Here is a 17,197-nt window from a genome sequence, read left to right on the forward strand (position 1 = left end):
TTTATTCGTCTGCGTCCGAGTAGTCAGGCAGGTCCTGGCTGGTGTCGCCACCGGTGCGGCGGGCTTGCACCATCGCATGGCGTCGTTGCAGGTAAGCGTCGCGTATGAAGCTGTAGCGGTCAAGGGCGATGTCGTTAACAAGTTTTTCTGCATCCAGCACGCCAGCACGGGCATCCAAGGCCCACAAACCCAGGATGCTGTTGCGTACCGGTACATCCTTGATCGCCATGATCGGACCCGTGGAGGAGAAGCCTTCCAGGAAGCTGGTGCCACGTGCCACACCGTCGCGAACGGTGCTGGGGCCAAAGAAGGGCAGAACCACGTAAGGGCCAGATTTGACGCCCCATACGCCCAGCGTCACACCAAAGTCGTTGGGGATGCGCTTGGAGCCGTTCATGGTGGCAACGTCAATACAACCGCCCAGGCCCATGGTCGAGTTGAACAGGACGCGACCCAGGGTGTTGAAGAAGTCGACGTGTTCGCCTTGCAGGAAGCTGTTGACGGCCGACCAGGCATCGCCCAGGTTGTTGAAAATGTTACTAATACATGTGCGTGCAGGCTGCGGCGTCAGGGCGTTGTAGCCTTCTGCAATCGGTTTGATCAGCGCGCCGTCCACGGTTTCGTTAAAGGCGTAGATGCCACGGTTCATGCCTTCCCAGGGGTCCTGGGGGTTGGGGTTGGGCACACTGGCGCAACCGGCCACAAGCGCAGCACTGGCACCGATCAGGCTCAAACGGACTCCACGAGGCAGGGAGTAAGAGCGGCAAGTTGTTGTATTCATGGTTGTGTCGTCTGTAATGAGCATGAACGGGCGGGTTTGCTTACTCCGATTTGGAGCCGCCGTCCTTGGAGGCCGTGTTGTAGAGGAACTTGCTGATCAGTTCTTCCAGCACAACCGCGCTTTGAGTATAGGTAATGGTGCTGCCACCTTGCAGGTCCTTGTCGTCGCCACCCGCAGTCAGGCCAATGTACTGTTCGCCCAGCAGGCCTGACGTCAGGATGGAGGCCGAGGTGTCGACAGGAAACTTGTAGTGCTCGTCCATATCCAGGGTGACCACGGCTTTGAAGTCCTGGTTGTCAAAACCAATGGAGCCAACCCGGCCAACGACCACACCGCTGGCCTTGATGGGAGCGCGTGGTTTCAGGCCACCCAGATTATCGAACTTGGCCGATACCTGGTAGGTCTTGGCAAAGGAAAAAGAACTGAGGTTACCCGCACGCAGGGCCAGGAATGCCAGTGCGACCAGCCCCAGCAAAACAAACAGGCCAACCCAGAAATCGGTTTTCTCGCGATTCATAGCTGAGCAATTCCTAAATAGTTAACTGAACATAAGGGCGGTGAGCAGGAAGTCCGTGCCCAATACCGCCAAAGCGCCGCTGACGACCGTGCGTGTGGTCGCGCGAGAAACGCCTTCGGGCGTGGCCTTGGCATGCCAGCCCATATATAGCGCAATCAAGGTCACGATCAGGCCAAACACCAGGCTTTTGATCACTCCGTTGAGTACGTCATCAATCACATCGACACCGTTTTGCATTTGCGACCAGAAGGCGCCCGCATCAATGCCGATCATCTGCACGCCGACGACATAGCCGCCCAGAATGCCGACCATGGAGAACACGGCGGCCAGAATGGGCATGGCAATAATGCCACCCCAAAAGCGCGGTACCAGCAGGCGGCGCAAGGGGTCCACCGCCATGACTTCCATGGCGGCAATCTGTTCACCGGCTTTCATCAAGCCGATTTCGGCGGTTAATGATGTCCCGGCTCGGCCTGCAAACAGCAGGGCGGTGACGACCGGCCCCAGTTCACGTACCAGAGACAGGGCGACCAGCAGGCCCAAGGCCTCTTCGGAACCATAGCGGTTCAGTGTGTAATAACCTTGCAAGCCCAGCACAAAACCCACGAACAGCCCGGAAACGGCAATGATCAGCAGCGAATAGTTGCCAATAAAGTGGATTTGCTGGGAAACCAGACGGGGGCGACGCCACAGCAGGGAAGACCGGGCCAGCAAGGCCACGAACAGGCGGCTGAAGGCACCCAGGCCGTAGATGCTATTGCGTATCGCAGCGCCTAGCGCGCTAATCGGGGCGGTGATGAAATTCATGAGCGCGTCGTCCGATTCTGGAGCCAGGCTTCAAAAGCCGGGGTGACGGGATAGTTAAAGGCGATAGGGCCGTCGGGTTCACCACGCAGGAACTGCTGCACGTAAGGATCCTTGGAAGCGCGCAGCTCGGTGGGCGTGCCCTGGGTCAGCAAACGTCCCTGGCCAACAATATAAACCTGGTCGGCAATCGCAAAGGATTCGGCCACATCGTGCGTAATCAATACTGAAGCGCAGTTCAGGCGGTCGGTCAGGTCGCGAATCAGCTGCGCGGTAATGCCCATGGAAATAGGGTCCAGGCCGGCAAAGGGTTCGTCGTACAGAATCAGCTCGGGCTCCAGCACAATGGCACGGGCCAGGGCAACTCGGCGGGCCATACCGCCGGAAATTTCATTGATGCCCAAATGGGCAGCCGCGCGCAGGCCAACGGCGTCCAGCTTGTCCAGTACACGGTCCTGAATGGCGGCTTCGGAGTCGTTTGTCAGCTCCCGCAGGGGAAACGCCACGTTTTCAAACACGTTCAGGTCAGTAAACAGGGCACCCTGCTGAAACAGCACACCCATGCGTTGACGCGTCTGGCGCAGAGCCTCGCCGTCCAGCTTGGCCAAGTCCTGGCCAAAAACCGTAACAGTCCCTTTCTGAGCACGAATTTGTCCGGTCGCAGCACGCAGAAGTGTTGTTTTTCCGGAACCTGACCCCCCCATCATGGCGACGACCTGACCTTTCTGAACGGTCATGGACACGTCCGCGAGCACGGTAAAGGCACCGTAGCCCAGCGAGGCGGAGTCCAGATTTAGTACGGCTCGGTCAGTATTTACAACCATGTCGCGGGCAAAAGGGGATAAAAGGACCTGCCATTGTACCGCTTGCAGCTCTGGCGTCTCAATGTCTTGCGCGCGATGGGGGCGGGATCGTGGCGCTTTTATGAGCCATTTTGTGGCTCTTGATACAGCCACTTACTTCAAACCGGCTTTGGTGGTGAAGTCGCCCTTTTTTGTGTCGAATTTGTTTTAGATAGCGGGTTGTATCAAGGCGAACAGCAATCCGCCGCCTGCCAGCAACCATAAAGGGTTGATGCGACTTAGCAGCAAAATGGCTGTACAGGCCAGAGCCGTGCCCCAGGCCCACAGTCCGCCTTGGGCCGCTTTCAGAATTGTGCCGCTGGCGGCCAGGATCATGCCGGCGGCGATGGGCAGCAGACCAATTTCAATGGCGCGGATGATGCGTGTGCCTTCATAGCGCTTCCAGATTGTTGCCAGGTAATAGATCAGCAGGGCAGAGGGCAGGAAAATGGCGACGGATGCGGCCAGGGCACCGGCCCAGCCAGCCGCCTTCCAGCCCACCAGGGTGACAAGCAAGGATTTCGGGCCGGGTGTCAGGCGCGACAGGGCGAACAGATCCAGAAATTCCTGATTGCTGAGCCAGCCATGGATTTCTACCGATTGCCGGTGAATCTCCGGGATGATGCTTTGCCCGCCCCCTATGGTCAGAAAAGACAGGGGCGCAAAGACGCGCATGAGCTGGAGCAAAACCGTGATCATGATTGCTCCACCGCTTTGTCTCCAAGTTGCAGCCAAGCATACCAGACGGACAGCGGTGCACAGATCAGAATAACGGGGATCAGGCTCCATTCCATGACGAAAATGCCGACAAAAACGGCCAACATGAGGGCAATGGGCACGATTCCGGTGGCGGCGCTGCGCGCCGAGCGTACGCCCATTTCAAGAGACAGGCCAATAGCGGCGGCGGCAATTCCGGCCATGACTTGAGGCACCAGGGTAGAGCCCGTCAGTTGTTCCAGACCAATCAGCATCAAAATGGCCAGCAGTAGCGGGGGAAGCACCATGCCCAGCGTGGCAACTAACGCCCCAGGCCCGGCCAGCAGACGATAACCAATCCATATAGAGAGGTTCACCACATTGATGCCGGGCAGTGCTTGGGACAGCGCCAGACCGCTAAGAAAATCTGCCTGGCTCATCAGGCGCCGCTGAACAACAAACTCACGCATTAACCAGCCACTCAAGCCCCCACCAAAGCTGGTCAGGCCAATGCGGGCAAAGATCAGAAATAGAGCGCTTAAGGATAAAGGGGCAGCTTCTTGAGACCGGGTCATAGAGCAATCAAGGCGGATAGGGCTCGTTAAAAGTGGAGGTTTGAACATTCTGGCATACAAATTAAGCCGTTTTTGCCCTCTTGTGCGCTCGGGGGGCGGCCTGGTCCTTCTTGCTGGGGGTGCGGCGTGGCCTTTATTGGCAAGAAAACGGCCTTCGGGCAGCGGTCGTTCAAATTTTTTTCTACCCCCAAGCGCTGCTTATTTGTTTGAAATATTTAAAGATAAAAATTAATTAAAGTAGGTGCAAAAATTAAATAAAAAATGAATTGAAATAAATAAGAAAAGAATTAAAAAACTAACTTGAAACCATGTGTGATGCCCGCTTGAGGGGACGGGTGCTTCCGGCGGCTAATGAAGGGTGTAATGAGCTTTTTATGGGTTCAATCTGTTGAAATAAAAGAGATTGAAACGATCGTTTGAATTTATGGTGGCTTGCTGGCGCGACTGATCAGCCCGATCCGGATCCAAACATGGACAGTTTCATGAAGATGGATTTGATCTATACCCATCTTTGATTGAAAATAAAAAAGACTTTATGGTCGTAAAAGCGGTTGTGCGTGTACGATTATTCGATTGCCTCGCATCGTAGAGCGTCCGTTTGGGACCTTATGCTGCGTGGGGTTTCAGTTTCCTGGAGACAAACCTATGACATCTAGTTCAGCCAGTGCAGTGACGGGCAGTGCCCGTACCTTGCGTCGGGTCGCCGTGTGCGGTGCCGGCGTCATGGGCGCGCAAATTGCCGCCCATTGCGTGAATGCAGGCATACCAGTAGTTCTGTTTGATCTGCCCGCCCGCGAGGGGCCCAAAAATGGCATCGCCCTGCGTGCCATTGCCAATCTGCGCAAAATGAATCCCGCTCCTTTGGGTACGCCAGACCTGGCCGACCTGATCGAGCCCGCCAACTACGACGACAATCTGGACCGTCTGGCCGATTGCGATCTGGTGATCGAAGCCATTGCCGAGCGTCTGGACTGGAAACAGGATCTGTACCGCAAGATCGGGCCAGCACTGAACCCTAATGCCATCATCGCCAGCAACACGTCCGGCCTGTCCATCACTTCCCTGGCAGATGTTTTGCCGGAAGCGCTGCGCCCACGTTTTTGCGGTGTGCACTTTTTTAATCCGCCACGCTACATGAGCCTGGTGGAGCTGATCCCCACGAAATACACCCAGCCAGAGCTGCTGGATGTTCTGGAAACCTTCCTGGTATCGCAACTGGGCAAGGGCGTGGTTCGCGCCAAAGATACCCCCAATTTCATCGGTAACCGCATTGGTGTTTTTGGCATTCTGTCCGTGTTCGAGCAGGCTCGTCGTTTCTCCCTGACTTACGAGCAGGTTGATGAATTGACGGGTACACGTCTGGGTCGAGCCAAATCGGGTACTTACCGTACCGCTGACGTGGTTGGCCTGGACACTCTGGCACACGTGATCCGCACCATGCAGGATCAGCTGCCCGATGACAGCTTCAAAGCACACTTTGGCCTGCCACCAGAAGTGCAGGGCCTGATTGATGCAGGTGCTTTGGGTCAAAAGACCGGTGCCGGTTTCTTCCGCAAGAAGGGCCGTGAAATCCAGCGTTTCGATGCTCAACAGCGCGATTACGTGGCTGCTGACCAGAAAATCGATCCTGATGTCGCCGCCATTCTGGCTGTACGTGACCCGGCTGAGCGCCTGCGCCAGCTGCGCGAGTCCGACAAGCCTCAGGCTCAATTCGTGTGGGCCGTACTGCGCGATACCTTCCACTACAGTGCCATTCATCTGCAAGACATTGCCGACAACGCCCGTCAGCTGGATCTGGCCTTGAAATGGGGCTTTGGTCACAAGCAAGGCCCGTTCGAGATCTGGCAGGCTGCCGGATGGCGTCAGGTGGCCGAATGGATCAACCAGGACATTCAAGACGGCAAGACACTGAGCAGCCAGGCGCTGCCAGACTGGGCGACTCGTGGTCCTGTGTGGGAAGCGCAAGGCGTGCATACCGCTGCCGGTTCCTGGAATCCGTCGCAAAGCCGCTTTGAAGGCCGTAGCGATCTGCCTGTTTACCTGCGCCACATTGGCACACCTTTGCTGGTGGGCGAGGTCGAGTCTCTGGAAACCACCACGGTTTTCGAAGATGAGTCGGTACGCTGCTGGACGCTGCCCGCACCGCACCCACAAGACGTGCTGATCGTGTCCTTCAAGACCAAGATGCACACGCTGAGCCCTGGTGTGGTCAATGGCATGTTCAAGGCGATTGAGCTGGCTGAAGCCTCGTATCAGGCTCTGGTGGTGGCCCAGGATGGTGATCCATTCTCCGCAGGCGCTGACCTGAAAGCCATTTTGCCCGTGTTCGAGAAAGAAGGCGTGGCCGGTGTTGAGCCGGTAGAGCGCGCCATGCAGGACATGGTTCTGCGTATCCGTTACGCCCAGGTGCCTGTGGTGGCTGCGGTTGCCGGTCTGGCTCTGGGTGGTGGTTGCGAACTGGCTGTTCATTGCGCGCACCGCGTCGCTCACTTCGAGTCCTACATTGGTCTGGTTGAAGTGGGTGTGGGTCTGGTTCCAGGCGCAGGTGGTCTGGCTTACTCGGCTCGTCGCTCGGCTGAACTGCAAGCCATGGGTGCACCTGATGCCCCGTTGCTGGCCTACCTGAAGCGTTTTGCTCTGGCTATCGCCAGCGCACAAGTGTCGCGCTCCGCTCTGGATGCGCGTCAGCTTGGCTTCCTGAAAGAGTCCGACACCATCGTCATGAACCGTCAGGAACTGGTTTATGTGGCCGTTCGTCAGGCACAGGCTCTGGCCAGCGCCGGTTGGCGTGCTCCATTGCCACGTCGCTTCCCGGTTGCCGGTCGCGATGGCATTGCCACGTTGAAAGCTCAACTGGTGAACATGAAAGAAGGTGGTTTCATCTCGGAATATGACTTCCATATTGCCGAGAAGGTCGTAACCGTGATCTGCGGGGGCGATGTGGATCCAGGCTCGCTGGTGGATGAAGCCTGGATGATGGCGCAAGAGCGGCAGGCCTTCCTGGAGCTGCTCAATTCCCCCAAGACCCAGGAACGTATTACTGGGATGCTGACCACTGGCAAGCCAGTGCGTAACTAGAGCGGATCAAGGAGTAGACATGACTGTACAACAAGCTTATATCGTCGCTGCCAAGCGTACGCCCATTGGAAAAGCGCCTCGCGGTGTGTTTTCGTCCTACCGTCCTGACGAACTCTTGGCGGAAGCCATTCGCGGCATGCTGGCCGATGTGCCCAAACTGGACCCTGCCGCCATTGAAGAAGTAGTGGCTGGTTGCGCCCTGCCTGAAGGCCCGCAAGGTTTTAACGTTGCGCGTATTTCTGCCTTGCTGGCAGGCCTGCCGCATACCGTGGCCGGGATGACCGTCAACCGCTTCTGCGCCTCGGGTTTGAGCGCCATTGCGATTGCTGCTGACCGTATCCGTACGGGCCAGGCAGACATTATCGTGGCTTCGGGTGTGGAATCCATGAGTCAGGTGCCGGTGATGGGCGTGAATACCACGTTCAGCCCCGAGATTTTCACTTCGGACGAGAACTACGGGATCGCTTACGGCATGGGTCTGACCGCTGAAGAAGTAGCGCGTCAGTGGAAAGTCTCCCGTGAAGATCAGGACGCGTTTGCCCTGGCTTCACACCAGAAAGCCGTCAAGGCGTGGGAATCGGGCGAGTTCACGGGCGAAGTTTTGCCTGTGACGGTGACACGTCGTCAACCCAACCTGAGCACGCAGGAAGTCTCCGTCAAAACCCAAGTGGTTGATCGCGATGAGGGTCCACGCCCTGATACCAGCCTGGAAGTGTTGGGCAAGCTGCGCCCCGTCTTTGCTGCGCGTGGCTCGGTCACGGCCGGCAACAGCTCGCAGACTTCGGACGGGGCAGGTGCCTTGCTGGTTGTTTCCGAACGTGCCTTGCGTGAGCACAATCTGACCCCGCTGGCCCGCTTCGTGACTTTCTCGGTCCGTGGTGTGCCCCCAGCAATCATGGGTATCGGTCCTAAAGAGGCCGTGCCTCATGCGCTGGCCTTGGCTGGCCTGAAGCAAGACCAGATGGACTGGATCGAGCTGAACGAAGCCTTTGCTGCTCAATCTCTGGCGGTGATTCGTGATTTGGGTCTGGACCCCGAGCGCGTCAATCCGCTGGGTGGCGCTATTGCCATGGGTCACCCCCTGGGTGCGACTGGTGCCATGCGTGCCGCCACCGTGGTTCATGCCTTGCAGCGTCGTCAGCTGAAATACGGCATGCTTACCATGTGTATCGGTACAGGCATGGGAGCCGCCGGGATTTTCGAGCGGACATAATTTCCGATCTGCTGCTGTTTCTATCGTTGCTGGACAAAGCCGCCTTCGGGCGGCTTTTTTATTGGGGCGTCCCCCGCATCGGTGGGCAATAGCACAATACGTGTAAGCAAATTTGCTTAAAACCCGCTAAATGTCAAAAAAGTAAAGTTTTGTTGTTGTCATAGAGTAGACATGGGCTCGGGCCATAGTCCTTTTCATTGTGTTGAACAGCTCACACGGAGGATGTATGGGATTGCCCTCGCGCATGGTGTCCAGCCTGCACGTTCCCCCCATGTTCTGGCAGGGACGGGTCAAGGCTCGTCTGGAGTCGGGGCAGTTTGAAGTCGACTGCGGCGAGCGCTGCTGGATTGTGCCGCAGGCCGTCAGTTGCCTGGTGCAGCCGCAAGTGGGCGACAAGGTCTGGGTAGGCGGTGCCGATGGCGAGCAGGCCTATGTGTTCGCCGTGCTGGAGCGACCCGAGGGCGGGGCTTTGCATCTGATCGCCGAGCAGGGCTTGCATGTGCAGGCGGCGCAGGGTGGGGTGCATATCCAGTCCGAGGCGGACCTGACTTTGCAGGCAGGTGGCCATTTGCGCCAGTCTGGCCGGGAGATGAGCCTGACCGCAGGCACGCTGCGGATTTTGTCGCGCGTGCAGGAAACCGTGGCGGATCGCCTGTCCCAAGTGTGCAATCACGTATTTCGTCTGACTGAAAAAGAAGAGCGTTGGCGTGGGGGTCGCATGGACGTGCAGGCCCAGCATCAAATGCGTTTGCATGCCCGCCATACCTTGATGACTGCGCGCGAGCTGGTCAAAGTCGACGCTGACCAAATCCATATGGGGTAAGCATGCTGACAGAACGCCTTGTACAAGTGCATAGCCCGCTCGGGCCGGAAGTCTTGCTATTTCAGGCTCTGCAAGGTCGGGAAGCCTTGTCCCAGCCTTTTGAATTGCAGGTGGATGTGGTCTGCAATACCCCCTTGCTGGATTTGCGCAGCTTGCTGGGCGAGTCCCTGAGCCTGGAAATCAAAACACCTTTTGCAGTGCCGCGCTTTCTGGATGGTCGTATCAGCGCATTTCGCCTGATGGGTAAAACCGGCCGCAGCGACCGCTTCTACACGTATCGGGCCACCTTGCGCCCCTGGCTCTGGTTCTTGAGCCAGAACATGGACAGCCGGATCTTTCAGGAAAAGACCGTGCCCGAGGTTTTGCAGGACGTGCTAGGCCGCTACCCCTTTGCCTGGGAGTCGCGCCTGACGCAGGACTACCCGCGTCAAACCTATTGCGTTCAGTATCAGGAAAGCGACTTTCAGTTTGTTAGCCGCTTGATGGAGCGCGAGGGGATTTACTACTGGTTTGAGCATCGTAATGGCGCCCATACCTTGGTGATGGCCGACGATGTGGGTCAACATGCGGCTGCGCCCTGGCTTTCTGAGCTACCCTTTGTTTCCCCCGACCGGGTAGCGCATCCCGATGTTGAGCATATCCATGCCTGGCACCCGTATGAGCAAGTCACTCCGGGTCGCTATGCGACAGCTGACTACGACTATTGCAAGCCGGGAGCCAGCCTGGACGCCACGCGTAGCAACCCGGCTGAACACGCCTTGGGTGATCTGGAAGTCTACGAATGGGCGGGTGGCTACACCGAGCCTCAACATGGTGAACATTACTCCCGCTTGCGGCTGGAAGCCTTGCAGGCAGTACGTAGCCAGGCTCAAGCCCAGACTAATGCGCGTGGTGTCGCGCCGGGTTATTTGCTGTCCGTACGCAATCATCCGCGCCCCGAGGACAACCGCGACTATCTGGTGACGCAGGTCGATTACGACTTTCTGGATGTAGGCCATACCGGCGAGAGCGGCATGGCCAGCCACTACTTCATCGATTTTCTGGTGATCCCGTCCAGCCAGCCGTATCGCCCGTTGCGACGTACACCTATTCCGCGTACCTACGGCCCGCAAACCGCCAAGGTGGTGGGCAAGAGTGGCGAGCAACTGTGGACCGATCAATATGGTCGCATCAAGGTTCAGTTTTTGTGGGATCGCTACGGGCAGGCCAATGAAAACAGCTCCTGCTGGCTGCGTGTTTCCAGCCCGTGGGCAGGTGGCGGCTTTGGGGGCATTCAACTGCCCCGAGTGGGCGACGAAGTGATTGTGGATTTTCTGGGGGGTGACCCGGACCGGCCCATTGCCGTCGGTCGTGTGTATAACGCCAGTAATATGCCGCCCTGGAACCTTCCGGACAATGCCACACAAAGCGGCTTTCTAAGCCGTTCCAAAGACGGTGATCCCAGCAACGCCAACGCCTTCATGTTCGAGGACAGAGCCGGGCAGGAGCGTATCTGGCTGCATGCTGAGCGCAATCTGGATACGGAAGTCGAGGGTGATGAAACCCATACCGTCGACGGTAACCGGACTACTGTGGTCACAGGCCACGACACCTTGAGCGTCATGGCAACCCGCACGACAACGGTGCAGGATCTGGAAACCGAGACATTTAATAGCGGCGTCGTACGTACGGTCATCGGGGATCTGGTTGAAACCATAGAAGGCGAGCAGACCCGAACTCATACCGGTGATGTGACGCGTACCGTGACGGGCAATGTCACCGACACCTTGACCGGCGATTTGACCCGAACCATCACCGGCGAGGTCACTCATACGGTCACGGGCGATGTCACGGATTCCATCACCGGCACTCGCAACTCCACCCAAACCGGCGATTACACCCGCACGATTACCGGCGCGGTGGATTACACCGTGACTGGCGATGTCAAAGAAACCATTACAGGTGATGTGGACCTGACCACCACCGGCAATATCACTGACACCCTGACTGGCAATCTGACCAAAAGCATTTCCGGTCCTGTGGACATTACCGCCGCAGCGGGCGTGAACATCACCACGCCTAGCTGGAAGGTGAATGTCACAGGTATTGAAAAATGGTGGATTCCGCATACCGAAAAAGTGACGGGGTTCCGCCTGAACGGCACGATTTCCTCGCTGGATGCCTGGGGTATTCGGGCACAGGGCTATCTGGTCAATTTCCAGGCTGCCGTCATGAAGATGGACCACTCGGCCTTCAAGGACGAGAAAGCCTACGCCGCGATCAAGACCAGTGCGGTGTATCTGGGCAAGCAGGCGGTGCGCGTCGGCAGTTCGGCTCTGCGTTTGGCCAAGTCCGGCTTGCACATCTTTTTTTAAGGACGTCCGCGACGATGCTGGGACAGATTATGTGGATGGCTTTCAGCGCTTTGATGGGAGCCATCATGATTTCGATTGGTATTGCTCTGGAGTGGAGGGATTGGCTGCCTTATCTGGTCATCTTGCCCATGTTGATCGCAGTGGGTGGTTTTGTGGCTGGGTATAGGGGTTTTACGCGCTATTGGCGTGCTCGTCCTGAGGAACGCTTGTATCAGCGCCTGCATCGTGCCGAGGTCGTACCGCAACAGGCCGTGATCGTATCTCAGGATGAGCTGTTGCCAGAGGTCTTCAAATCTGCTTATCCGCTAATGCGCCTGGGTCTGGACGTGGATGGCCAGAAAACCCATGTGGATGTGCTGGTGCAGCCCGAACTGAGCAAGCGATTCAAGCCGGGTAATTGGGTCAGCGTACTGTGCGATCCGGCCAATGCTCAGCTGTGTGCTCTGAACCGTGAACAGGTGACCTTGCAGCTGAAACCCGCCGCCAACTCCTATGGGGATTGATTGATGGTGGCGCTGGCTTCGCAGTTGATCGGGGATGACGCACACGCGGGTCCGGAGCAGTCAGGCAGTGCTCCTGCTCCAAGTCAGTCCTGCTCGTGCTCTCCCAAAGGACAAGTCCCATGCGCATCGTAAAGCCCTTGCGCTTGGGTGTTTTGGCACGCCCCTGGAGCTGGCGCGGACAACACGCGCTAAGCGTGTCGGTACAGGCCTGGTGCTCCATGGATGCCCCGCATGTCTTGAGCACCGATGCACGTATGTGGCAAAGCGTATCCGGCCTGATGCAGGACGACGATGTGCTGGATCTGGCCTTGCCCAAACCTTGTGCAGAGTTTCTGGTCTCTGGCCATGCCTGCGCTCCTGGTGGTGAGCCGGTATCCCAACTGGCAGTACAGGCACGTGTCGGCCCGATAGAAAAGCAGCTGGCTGTATTTGGGCAACGTCAGTGGCGGCAAGGCAGACCGGGGGAGGGAGAGCCTTTTACCCGCGTGCCTTTGGATGGCAGCCGTAGCTGGGGCGGGCCGCAGTATCCCGATAATCCCGCCGGCATGGGAATGGAAGCAGCCAGTCCGGGCGAACCGCTTTGCGTGCCGCAGGTAGAGCCTTGGGAAGGGCGTTTGCACCGTTTTGGTCAGCAGGGCCGTCCAGCGGGTTTGGGGCCGGTATCGCCTTTGCGACCACGTCGCTTTCGTTTGGCGGGCCGTTATGACCCCGCCTGGCAGCAAGGCGATCCTGGCATGATGCTGGACAGCCTGGACCCACATTTTTTCAATGCTGCTGAACCGGACCAGTGGTGGCGTGAGCAAGGTCATTGGCCCGCAGACAGTTCTTGGGAACTACACCATCTGCACACCCAGCGACCCCGGTGGAGTGGCAGCTTGCCGCAGTGGGAGGCGATCTGCTGGTATCAGGATCGTCGTCTACCCGGTCTGCAAAAGCTGGACTTGCGGCACACCACTGTCTGGTTCTTCCCCGATTTAGGCCACATGCTTTTGCTGTACCAAGGAAGCGTGCCGGTTCAGGACGCGCAGGCGCAAGATGTCAACTTATTAATGCCTGCCCTGGAGTCCTTGGGGCAAGCACGTGGCCAGGATCATTACGAGCAAGTGCTGCGCTTGCGTAGCGAAGGCGATCAGGCCGGATTATTTGCCTTGCGCGACCAGGATTTGCTACCCGCTGACTGCGGCGCACCTTTGGATGATTTTCAGACTAGCGCAGACGACCCTTTGTCCTTGACCATGCGGATGCGCCTGGAGCGCTGGGCGCAGGACGCGGCACAGGAACACCCGGCTTGGCAGAACGAGCTGTTTTCCTTGGCGCAGGCAGGGCCTCCCAAACCTCTGGATGTGGACCGAACGGATTGGGTGCAGGAAGTGCGCCAAGCCAATCGCCAGCAATGGGATGCGCGTCAGCAGATGGAAGAGGGCATGGCGAAAGTGCAGGACTTGCAGCGTGAATCTCCCTTTCAGGATCAGGCCAGCACTCGTGTGACGGCTCGTGATACACAGCGCATGTTGTGCGAGCTGGATGCAGCGGCCAGCGACCAGGCGCCTGTGTCCGGCTTGCTATCCAAACCTATGGAGCAGGCCAGACGTGCGATGCAAACCTATGCCCCTGCACCGCCTGCTGCCTCTGATCTGCGTCAGCAGCGTTTGCGCAGGCGAGTGGAGTTGATTCTGGCCGGAACCCGCAATCTGTCTGGCCTGGACTTGAGCGGTCTGCATTTGCAGGACTTCGATTTCTCCGGGGTGCGCTGTGTTGGCACCTGCTTTAACGATGCGGTTTTACGGCAAGGCACGTTTGCAGGAGCAGACTGCTCGGGAGCCACATTCGTGCGGGCGCGATTGGAGCAGGTTCAATTCAATCAGTCCCAATTGGATGATGTGGATTTCAGTGCGGCAGTACTGCAATCCGTACAGTTTCGTCAGGTGCAGGCGGCCCGATGGCAGCCGCGCGACTCCAGTTGGCAGGATGTCTTGTTCCAGCAGACGAACCTTCAGGAGCAGGAGTGGCTGGATGTGGACTTGCTGCGCTGCACCTTCGAGACCTCGCAGTTAAGTGGCGTGCAATATTTGATGCGCTCGCGCTTGTCCGAATTGTCTTATCTGGATTGCCAGTTGCAGCAATGCGCTTGGCTGGACTGTGATCTGCGGGACCTGTCCTTGAGGGGCTCCAGCCTGGAGGACACGTCCTGGCTGCTGGGTCTGTTGGACGGTGTGCTCGATTGCCGTGACAGCTGCTGGCGTCAAAGCGTGGTGTCCGGCGTGGACATGCCGGGGTCAGACTGGCGCGGTGCCCGCTTGGAAGAAAGCAATTTGCGTGGGCTGGATTTGTCGCAATCCTGTTTTGAACAGGCCCAACTGATTCGCTGTGATTTATCCGGTGCCAATCTCCAGGGGTCGCAATGGACGCAGGCCCGCCTAAGTGACTGCATTCTGATCGAGACTGACTTTAGCCAAGCCATCATGAACAAGGTGGATATGAGCAATAGCCTGGCCGGGGGCGCGAATGTTCAAGGCACGATGCTGGATACCGTGAACTTCTTCCGCGCTGATTTGATGGGTTTGCAAACGGATGCGCGTACCCGCAGCCGCAATCTGTATTTACGCACGGCACGTCGCGATCCTGCCGGGGGGCAAGTCTGATGGACGCACATGCTTTGCGTTTGCGCATTCGGCAAGGCGAGCCTTTGCTGGGGCTGGATTTCAGCGATCTGTACTTGCCACCGGGCGATTATTCAGGAGCGGTGTTCATCGCTTGCCGCCTGCCGCGTGTGCAAGCCTTGGGTGTCAATCTGGCGGGTAGCCGCTTTCATCAATGTGACTTGAGCGGAGCAGTACTGGACGCCAGTGTGCTGGATGGCTGCGCCTTTATGGAATGCGTGTTGATCGGCTTGTCCTGCAAGCATGTCCAGGCCAGGGGGGTAATGTGGCAGGACTGTGATTTACAGGGCGCTATCTGGCAAGGCGGAGCCTGGAGCGACACTCACTGGGCGCAATGCATTTTGCAATCGGGCAACTTCGGCCAAGCTCTTTTGCAGCGCTGCACTTGGACTGGCTGCCGCGCAGGGGGCTTGTCCTTGCAGTCGACCCGTCTGGAAGATGTGGTGGTCACCGAAATGGATTGGCGGGGCAGCACTCTGGCCGGTAGTCGCTGGCACAGGGTGACGGCCAAAACCTGCAATTTCCAGGGCATGGACCTGTCGGGGCTGGATTTCAGCGGCAGTGTCTTGATGGAGTCCGACTTTACTCAAGCGGATCTAAGCCACGCTCGTCTTTGCGGCACCAATTTCAAGTCTGCCATCTTGAATCAGGCCGTGCTGAACAAGGTCCAAGCCAAGCAGGCTTTATTTGTTCAGGCACAGGCTCAAGGACTGCAGATTCGGGAGGCGGATCTGACACAAAGTCTGTGGGCTCAAGCCCACGCTCCCGAGGCAGATTTTCGGGCTTCCTTTTTACAGCAAGCCTACTTCGCGCAAGCGGTGCTGGAGCAGGCCCGTTTCGAGTATAGCCAGCTGCGTTATGCGGATTTCTCGTATGCAGATTGCCGCCGTGCCCGTTGGGATGGCGCGCATTTTGAACGCACCCAGTTTCATCGCTGTCTGCTAGACAAGGCCGGGCAAGAACAGGCCGCAGGCTGCCTGCCCAATGACCCGGCCTTGCACGAGTCTGAGAGCTGGACCGCGCGTCACATGAATCTTGAATAAGGAGCCCTGATGTTTGCCAATTGCCAACGGGGCGGCATGGATATTGCCTTCCCCGACATCTGTAAGACACCACCGGCTCTGTTGCCGATTCCTTACCCGAATTTTGCGACGGGCCTGATGGGTATTCCCAATGCCTGGAACATCCTGTTGCAGGGTGGGCCTGCCCATAACTTGCTCACAACGATACCCTTGAGTAATGGTGACAATCCGGGTGTGGCTTTGGGCTTGATCTCGCAAACCGTGATGTCGCGCTCGCGCTCCATTACCTGCGTACCTAATGTGCTGTGGAAGGGAATCCCGGCGACCCGTCTGACTAGCTTGAGCATGCAGAACACGGTGAATACGGTGGGCATGCGGGTAGTGCCCAGCCAGTTCAAAGTGCTGTTGCTAGGTGGCGGTGGTGCCGGGGGCGGCGCCGGTAAAGGCGGCAAGGGTGTGTCGGGCAGTGGGCCGGATGCGGCACGCAAGGCAGCGGCACGCGAAGCCAAGCGGGCACAGCTGAAACGCAACCGGCGTCGGGGTGCGCAGCGAGAGCGTGAGGTCGAGGCCGAGCTGAAGCAGGAAGGCCACGAGGTCATGGGCACGCAGGTGTCTGCAAAAACCCCATTGACCCGCCGTGTGATCGATGTACTGATCAAGGACAAGAACACGGGCAAAATCCGGGCGGTCGAAGTCAAGAGCGGGGGAGCGCGCCGCTCCGCAACCCAGAAGGCCAAGGACAAGGCAATGGAGAGCAAGGGCGCAGAGTTGATTGGCAAGAATGCACCCAAGCAGCCACTTCCCAAGAACATACGCATACCTACGGAGGTACGACATTGAAAACGCACACTGATCCCGTTAAATATGACGCTGTGGACTGGCATGTGGGCGGGGACTACCCCTCTGATCTGGGCCCGCAAGGTGGTCGCACGCACATCGGCATGTATCTGGCCTGGCTGGTGGAAAAAGGCCTGCTGGCCAATGCTTTTATGGACCGCTACCCCAACGAGGTGCGCCAGTGCCGTGATCACATGATCAAAGGCTCGCAACTGCTGCAAGAGTGTTGCGACGATGTGCTGGTCAGCGAAGACATGTCCGAGCAGGGCAAAGCCTTTAGCGATTTTTACTACGACGAGCTGTATCTGGATGATTACGTGGATACGCTGGACGACGAGGTTTTGCCATCCATCTATCACGTGCCTGACGATTGGGACAGCTACGAAACCTTGCGGCCGGTTCTGGAGCAACGCTACCAGCACTGGCGACAGGAGCAGGGGTTGGACGACTAGCTTCTCGCCAATTTTTTTCCTTTGAAAAGCGCTGCCTGCG

Annotated in this window: 15 protein-coding genes; 9 read left to right on the forward strand and 6 right to left on the reverse strand. The window is 57.8% G+C overall.

The genetic code is table 11. The features are described from left to right. Nucleotide 1 precedes the first annotated feature (1 nt). From ACFPDR_RS01035 to ACFPDR_RS01060, 6 genes are all read right to left on the reverse strand, one after another. A complete protein-coding gene (locus ACFPDR_RS01035; protein WP_088453146.1) occupies nt 2-781 on the reverse strand; it encodes a VacJ family lipoprotein in 780 nt (259 codons plus the stop codon). 40 nt (nt 782-821) lie between these two features. Then, entirely contained in the window at nt 822-1,298 is a 477-nt protein-coding gene (gene mlaD / locus ACFPDR_RS01040; RefSeq protein ID WP_009455494.1) for an outer membrane lipid asymmetry maintenance protein MlaD, read from the reverse strand. Nucleotides 1,299-1,319: 21 nt separating this feature from the next. Continuing rightward, nucleotides 1,320-2,105, reverse strand: coding sequence for a lipid asymmetry maintenance ABC transporter permease subunit MlaE (gene mlaE, locus ACFPDR_RS01045; RefSeq protein WP_009455496.1), 786 nt, complete (start codon nt 2,103-2,105; stop codon nt 1,320-1,322). Beyond that, nucleotides 2,102-2,926 carry an ABC transporter ATP-binding protein gene (locus ACFPDR_RS01050; protein WP_009455504.1) on the reverse strand — a complete coding sequence of 275 codons (825 nt, stop codon included), beginning with the start codon at nt 2,924-2,926 and terminating at the stop codon, nt 2,102-2,104. The genes mlaE and ACFPDR_RS01050 overlap by 4 nt, the downstream gene beginning before the upstream one ends. 186 nt (nt 2,927-3,112) lie before the next feature. Further along, nucleotides 3,113-3,643, reverse strand: a complete 531-nt coding sequence (locus ACFPDR_RS01055; RefSeq protein ID WP_021447240.1) for a chromate transporter — start codon at nt 3,641-3,643, stop codon at nt 3,113-3,115. Beyond that, nucleotides 3,640-4,215 carry a chromate transporter gene (locus ACFPDR_RS01060; protein WP_060185452.1) on the reverse strand — a complete coding sequence of 192 codons (576 nt, stop codon included), beginning with the start codon at nt 4,213-4,215 and terminating at the stop codon, nt 3,640-3,642. Before ACFPDR_RS01060 ends, ACFPDR_RS01055 begins: the two co-directional genes overlap by 4 nt. A gap of 723 nt (nt 4,216-4,938) precedes the next feature. On the opposite strand from ACFPDR_RS01060, the gene ACFPDR_RS01065 reads away from it, so the two are divergent. The 9 genes from ACFPDR_RS01065 to ACFPDR_RS01105 all read left to right on the forward strand — a co-directional run bounded on the left by ACFPDR_RS01065 (nt 4,939) and on the right by ACFPDR_RS01105 (nt 17,157). Next, nucleotides 4,939-7,293: a 3-hydroxyacyl-CoA dehydrogenase/enoyl-CoA hydratase family protein gene (locus tag ACFPDR_RS01065; RefSeq protein ID WP_230940576.1), complete on the forward strand. Its 2,355-nt coding sequence runs from the start codon at nt 4,939-4,941 to the stop codon at nt 7,291-7,293. 19 nt (nt 7,294-7,312) lie between these two features. Next, the gene (locus ACFPDR_RS01070; protein ID WP_376910218.1) at nt 7,313-8,506 is read left to right on the forward strand and encodes an acetyl-CoA C-acyltransferase; all 1,194 of its coding nucleotides are present in this window, start codon (nt 7,313-7,315) and stop codon (nt 8,504-8,506) included. A 226-nt stretch (nt 8,507-8,732) separates the two neighbouring features. After that, nucleotides 8,733-9,329 (forward strand): DUF3540 domain-containing protein, encoded by a 597-nt coding sequence (locus ACFPDR_RS01075; protein ID WP_060185450.1) that lies wholly within the window; start codon nt 8,733-8,735, stop codon nt 9,327-9,329. Between the two features lie 2 nt (nt 9,330-9,331). After that, a complete protein-coding gene (locus ACFPDR_RS01080; RefSeq protein ID WP_254002396.1) occupies nt 9,332-11,683 on the forward strand; it encodes a type VI secretion system Vgr family protein in 2,352 nt (783 codons plus the stop codon). Between the two features lie 14 nt (nt 11,684-11,697). Beyond that, complete coding sequence (locus tag ACFPDR_RS01085; RefSeq protein ID WP_376910220.1) at nt 11,698-12,186, forward strand: hypothetical protein; 489 nt, start codon at nt 11,698-11,700, stop codon at nt 12,184-12,186. Nucleotides 12,187-12,305: 119 nt separating this feature from the next. Then, a complete protein-coding gene (locus ACFPDR_RS01090; RefSeq protein WP_376910221.1) occupies nt 12,306-14,828 on the forward strand; it encodes a DUF2169 family type VI secretion system accessory protein in 2,523 nt (840 codons plus the stop codon). After that, nucleotides 14,828-15,889, forward strand: coding sequence for a pentapeptide repeat-containing protein (locus tag ACFPDR_RS01095; protein ID WP_376910222.1), 1,062 nt, complete (start codon nt 14,828-14,830; stop codon nt 15,887-15,889). Before ACFPDR_RS01090 ends, ACFPDR_RS01095 begins: the two co-directional genes overlap by 1 nt. A 9-nt stretch (nt 15,890-15,898) precedes the next feature. Further along, complete coding sequence (locus tag ACFPDR_RS01100; protein ID WP_376910224.1) at nt 15,899-16,708, forward strand: DUF4150 domain-containing protein; 810 nt, start codon at nt 15,899-15,901, stop codon at nt 16,706-16,708. After that, complete coding sequence (locus ACFPDR_RS01105) at nt 16,705-17,157, forward strand: hypothetical protein (RefSeq protein WP_009455524.1); 453 nt, start codon at nt 16,705-16,707, stop codon at nt 17,155-17,157. The genes ACFPDR_RS01100 and ACFPDR_RS01105 overlap by 4 nt, the downstream gene beginning before the upstream one ends. Nucleotides 17,158-17,197 lie beyond the last annotated feature (40 nt).

The sequence above is a fragment of the Alcaligenes sp. GCM10023179 genome (assembly GCF_042653705.1).
Taxonomy (GTDB): Bacteria; Pseudomonadota; Gammaproteobacteria; order Burkholderiales; family Burkholderiaceae_B; genus Alcaligenes; species Alcaligenes phenolicus.

Excerpts from the sequence above, each read along its gene's own strand:
- ACFPDR_RS01035 (WP_088453146.1), bottom strand. The coding sequence starts at position 781 with ATGAATACAACAACTTGCCGCTCTTACTCCCTGCCTCGTGGAGTCCGT.
- mlaD (WP_009455494.1), bottom strand. The coding sequence starts at position 1,298 with ATGAATCGCGAGAAAACCGATTTCTGGGTTGGCCTGTTTGTTTTGCTG.
- mlaE (WP_009455496.1), bottom strand. The coding sequence starts at position 2,105 with ATGAATTTCATCACCGCCCCGATTAGCGCGCTAGGCGCTGCGATACGC.
- ACFPDR_RS01050 (WP_009455504.1), bottom strand. The coding sequence starts at position 2,926 with ATGGTTGTAAATACTGACCGAGCCGTACTAAATCTGGACTCCGCCTCG.
- ACFPDR_RS01055 (WP_021447240.1), bottom strand. The coding sequence starts at position 3,643 with ATGATCACGGTTTTGCTCCAGCTCATGCGCGTCTTTGCGCCCCTGTCT.
- ACFPDR_RS01060 (WP_060185452.1), bottom strand. The coding sequence starts at position 4,215 with ATGACCCGGTCTCAAGAAGCTGCCCCTTTATCCTTAAGCGCTCTATTT.
- ACFPDR_RS01065 (WP_230940576.1), top strand. The coding sequence starts at position 4,939 with ATGGGCGCGCAAATTGCCGCCCATTGCGTGAATGCAGGCATACCAGTA.
- ACFPDR_RS01070 (WP_376910218.1), top strand. The coding sequence starts at position 7,313 with ATGACTGTACAACAAGCTTATATCGTCGCTGCCAAGCGTACGCCCATT.
- ACFPDR_RS01075 (WP_060185450.1), top strand. The coding sequence starts at position 8,733 with ATGGGATTGCCCTCGCGCATGGTGTCCAGCCTGCACGTTCCCCCCATG.
- ACFPDR_RS01080 (WP_254002396.1), top strand. The coding sequence starts at position 9,332 with ATGCTGACAGAACGCCTTGTACAAGTGCATAGCCCGCTCGGGCCGGAA.
- ACFPDR_RS01085 (WP_376910220.1), top strand. The coding sequence starts at position 11,698 with ATGCTGGGACAGATTATGTGGATGGCTTTCAGCGCTTTGATGGGAGCC.
- ACFPDR_RS01090 (WP_376910221.1), top strand. The coding sequence starts at position 12,306 with ATGCGCATCGTAAAGCCCTTGCGCTTGGGTGTTTTGGCACGCCCCTGG.
- ACFPDR_RS01095 (WP_376910222.1), top strand. The coding sequence starts at position 14,828 with ATGGACGCACATGCTTTGCGTTTGCGCATTCGGCAAGGCGAGCCTTTG.
- ACFPDR_RS01100 (WP_376910224.1), top strand. The coding sequence starts at position 15,899 with ATGTTTGCCAATTGCCAACGGGGCGGCATGGATATTGCCTTCCCCGAC.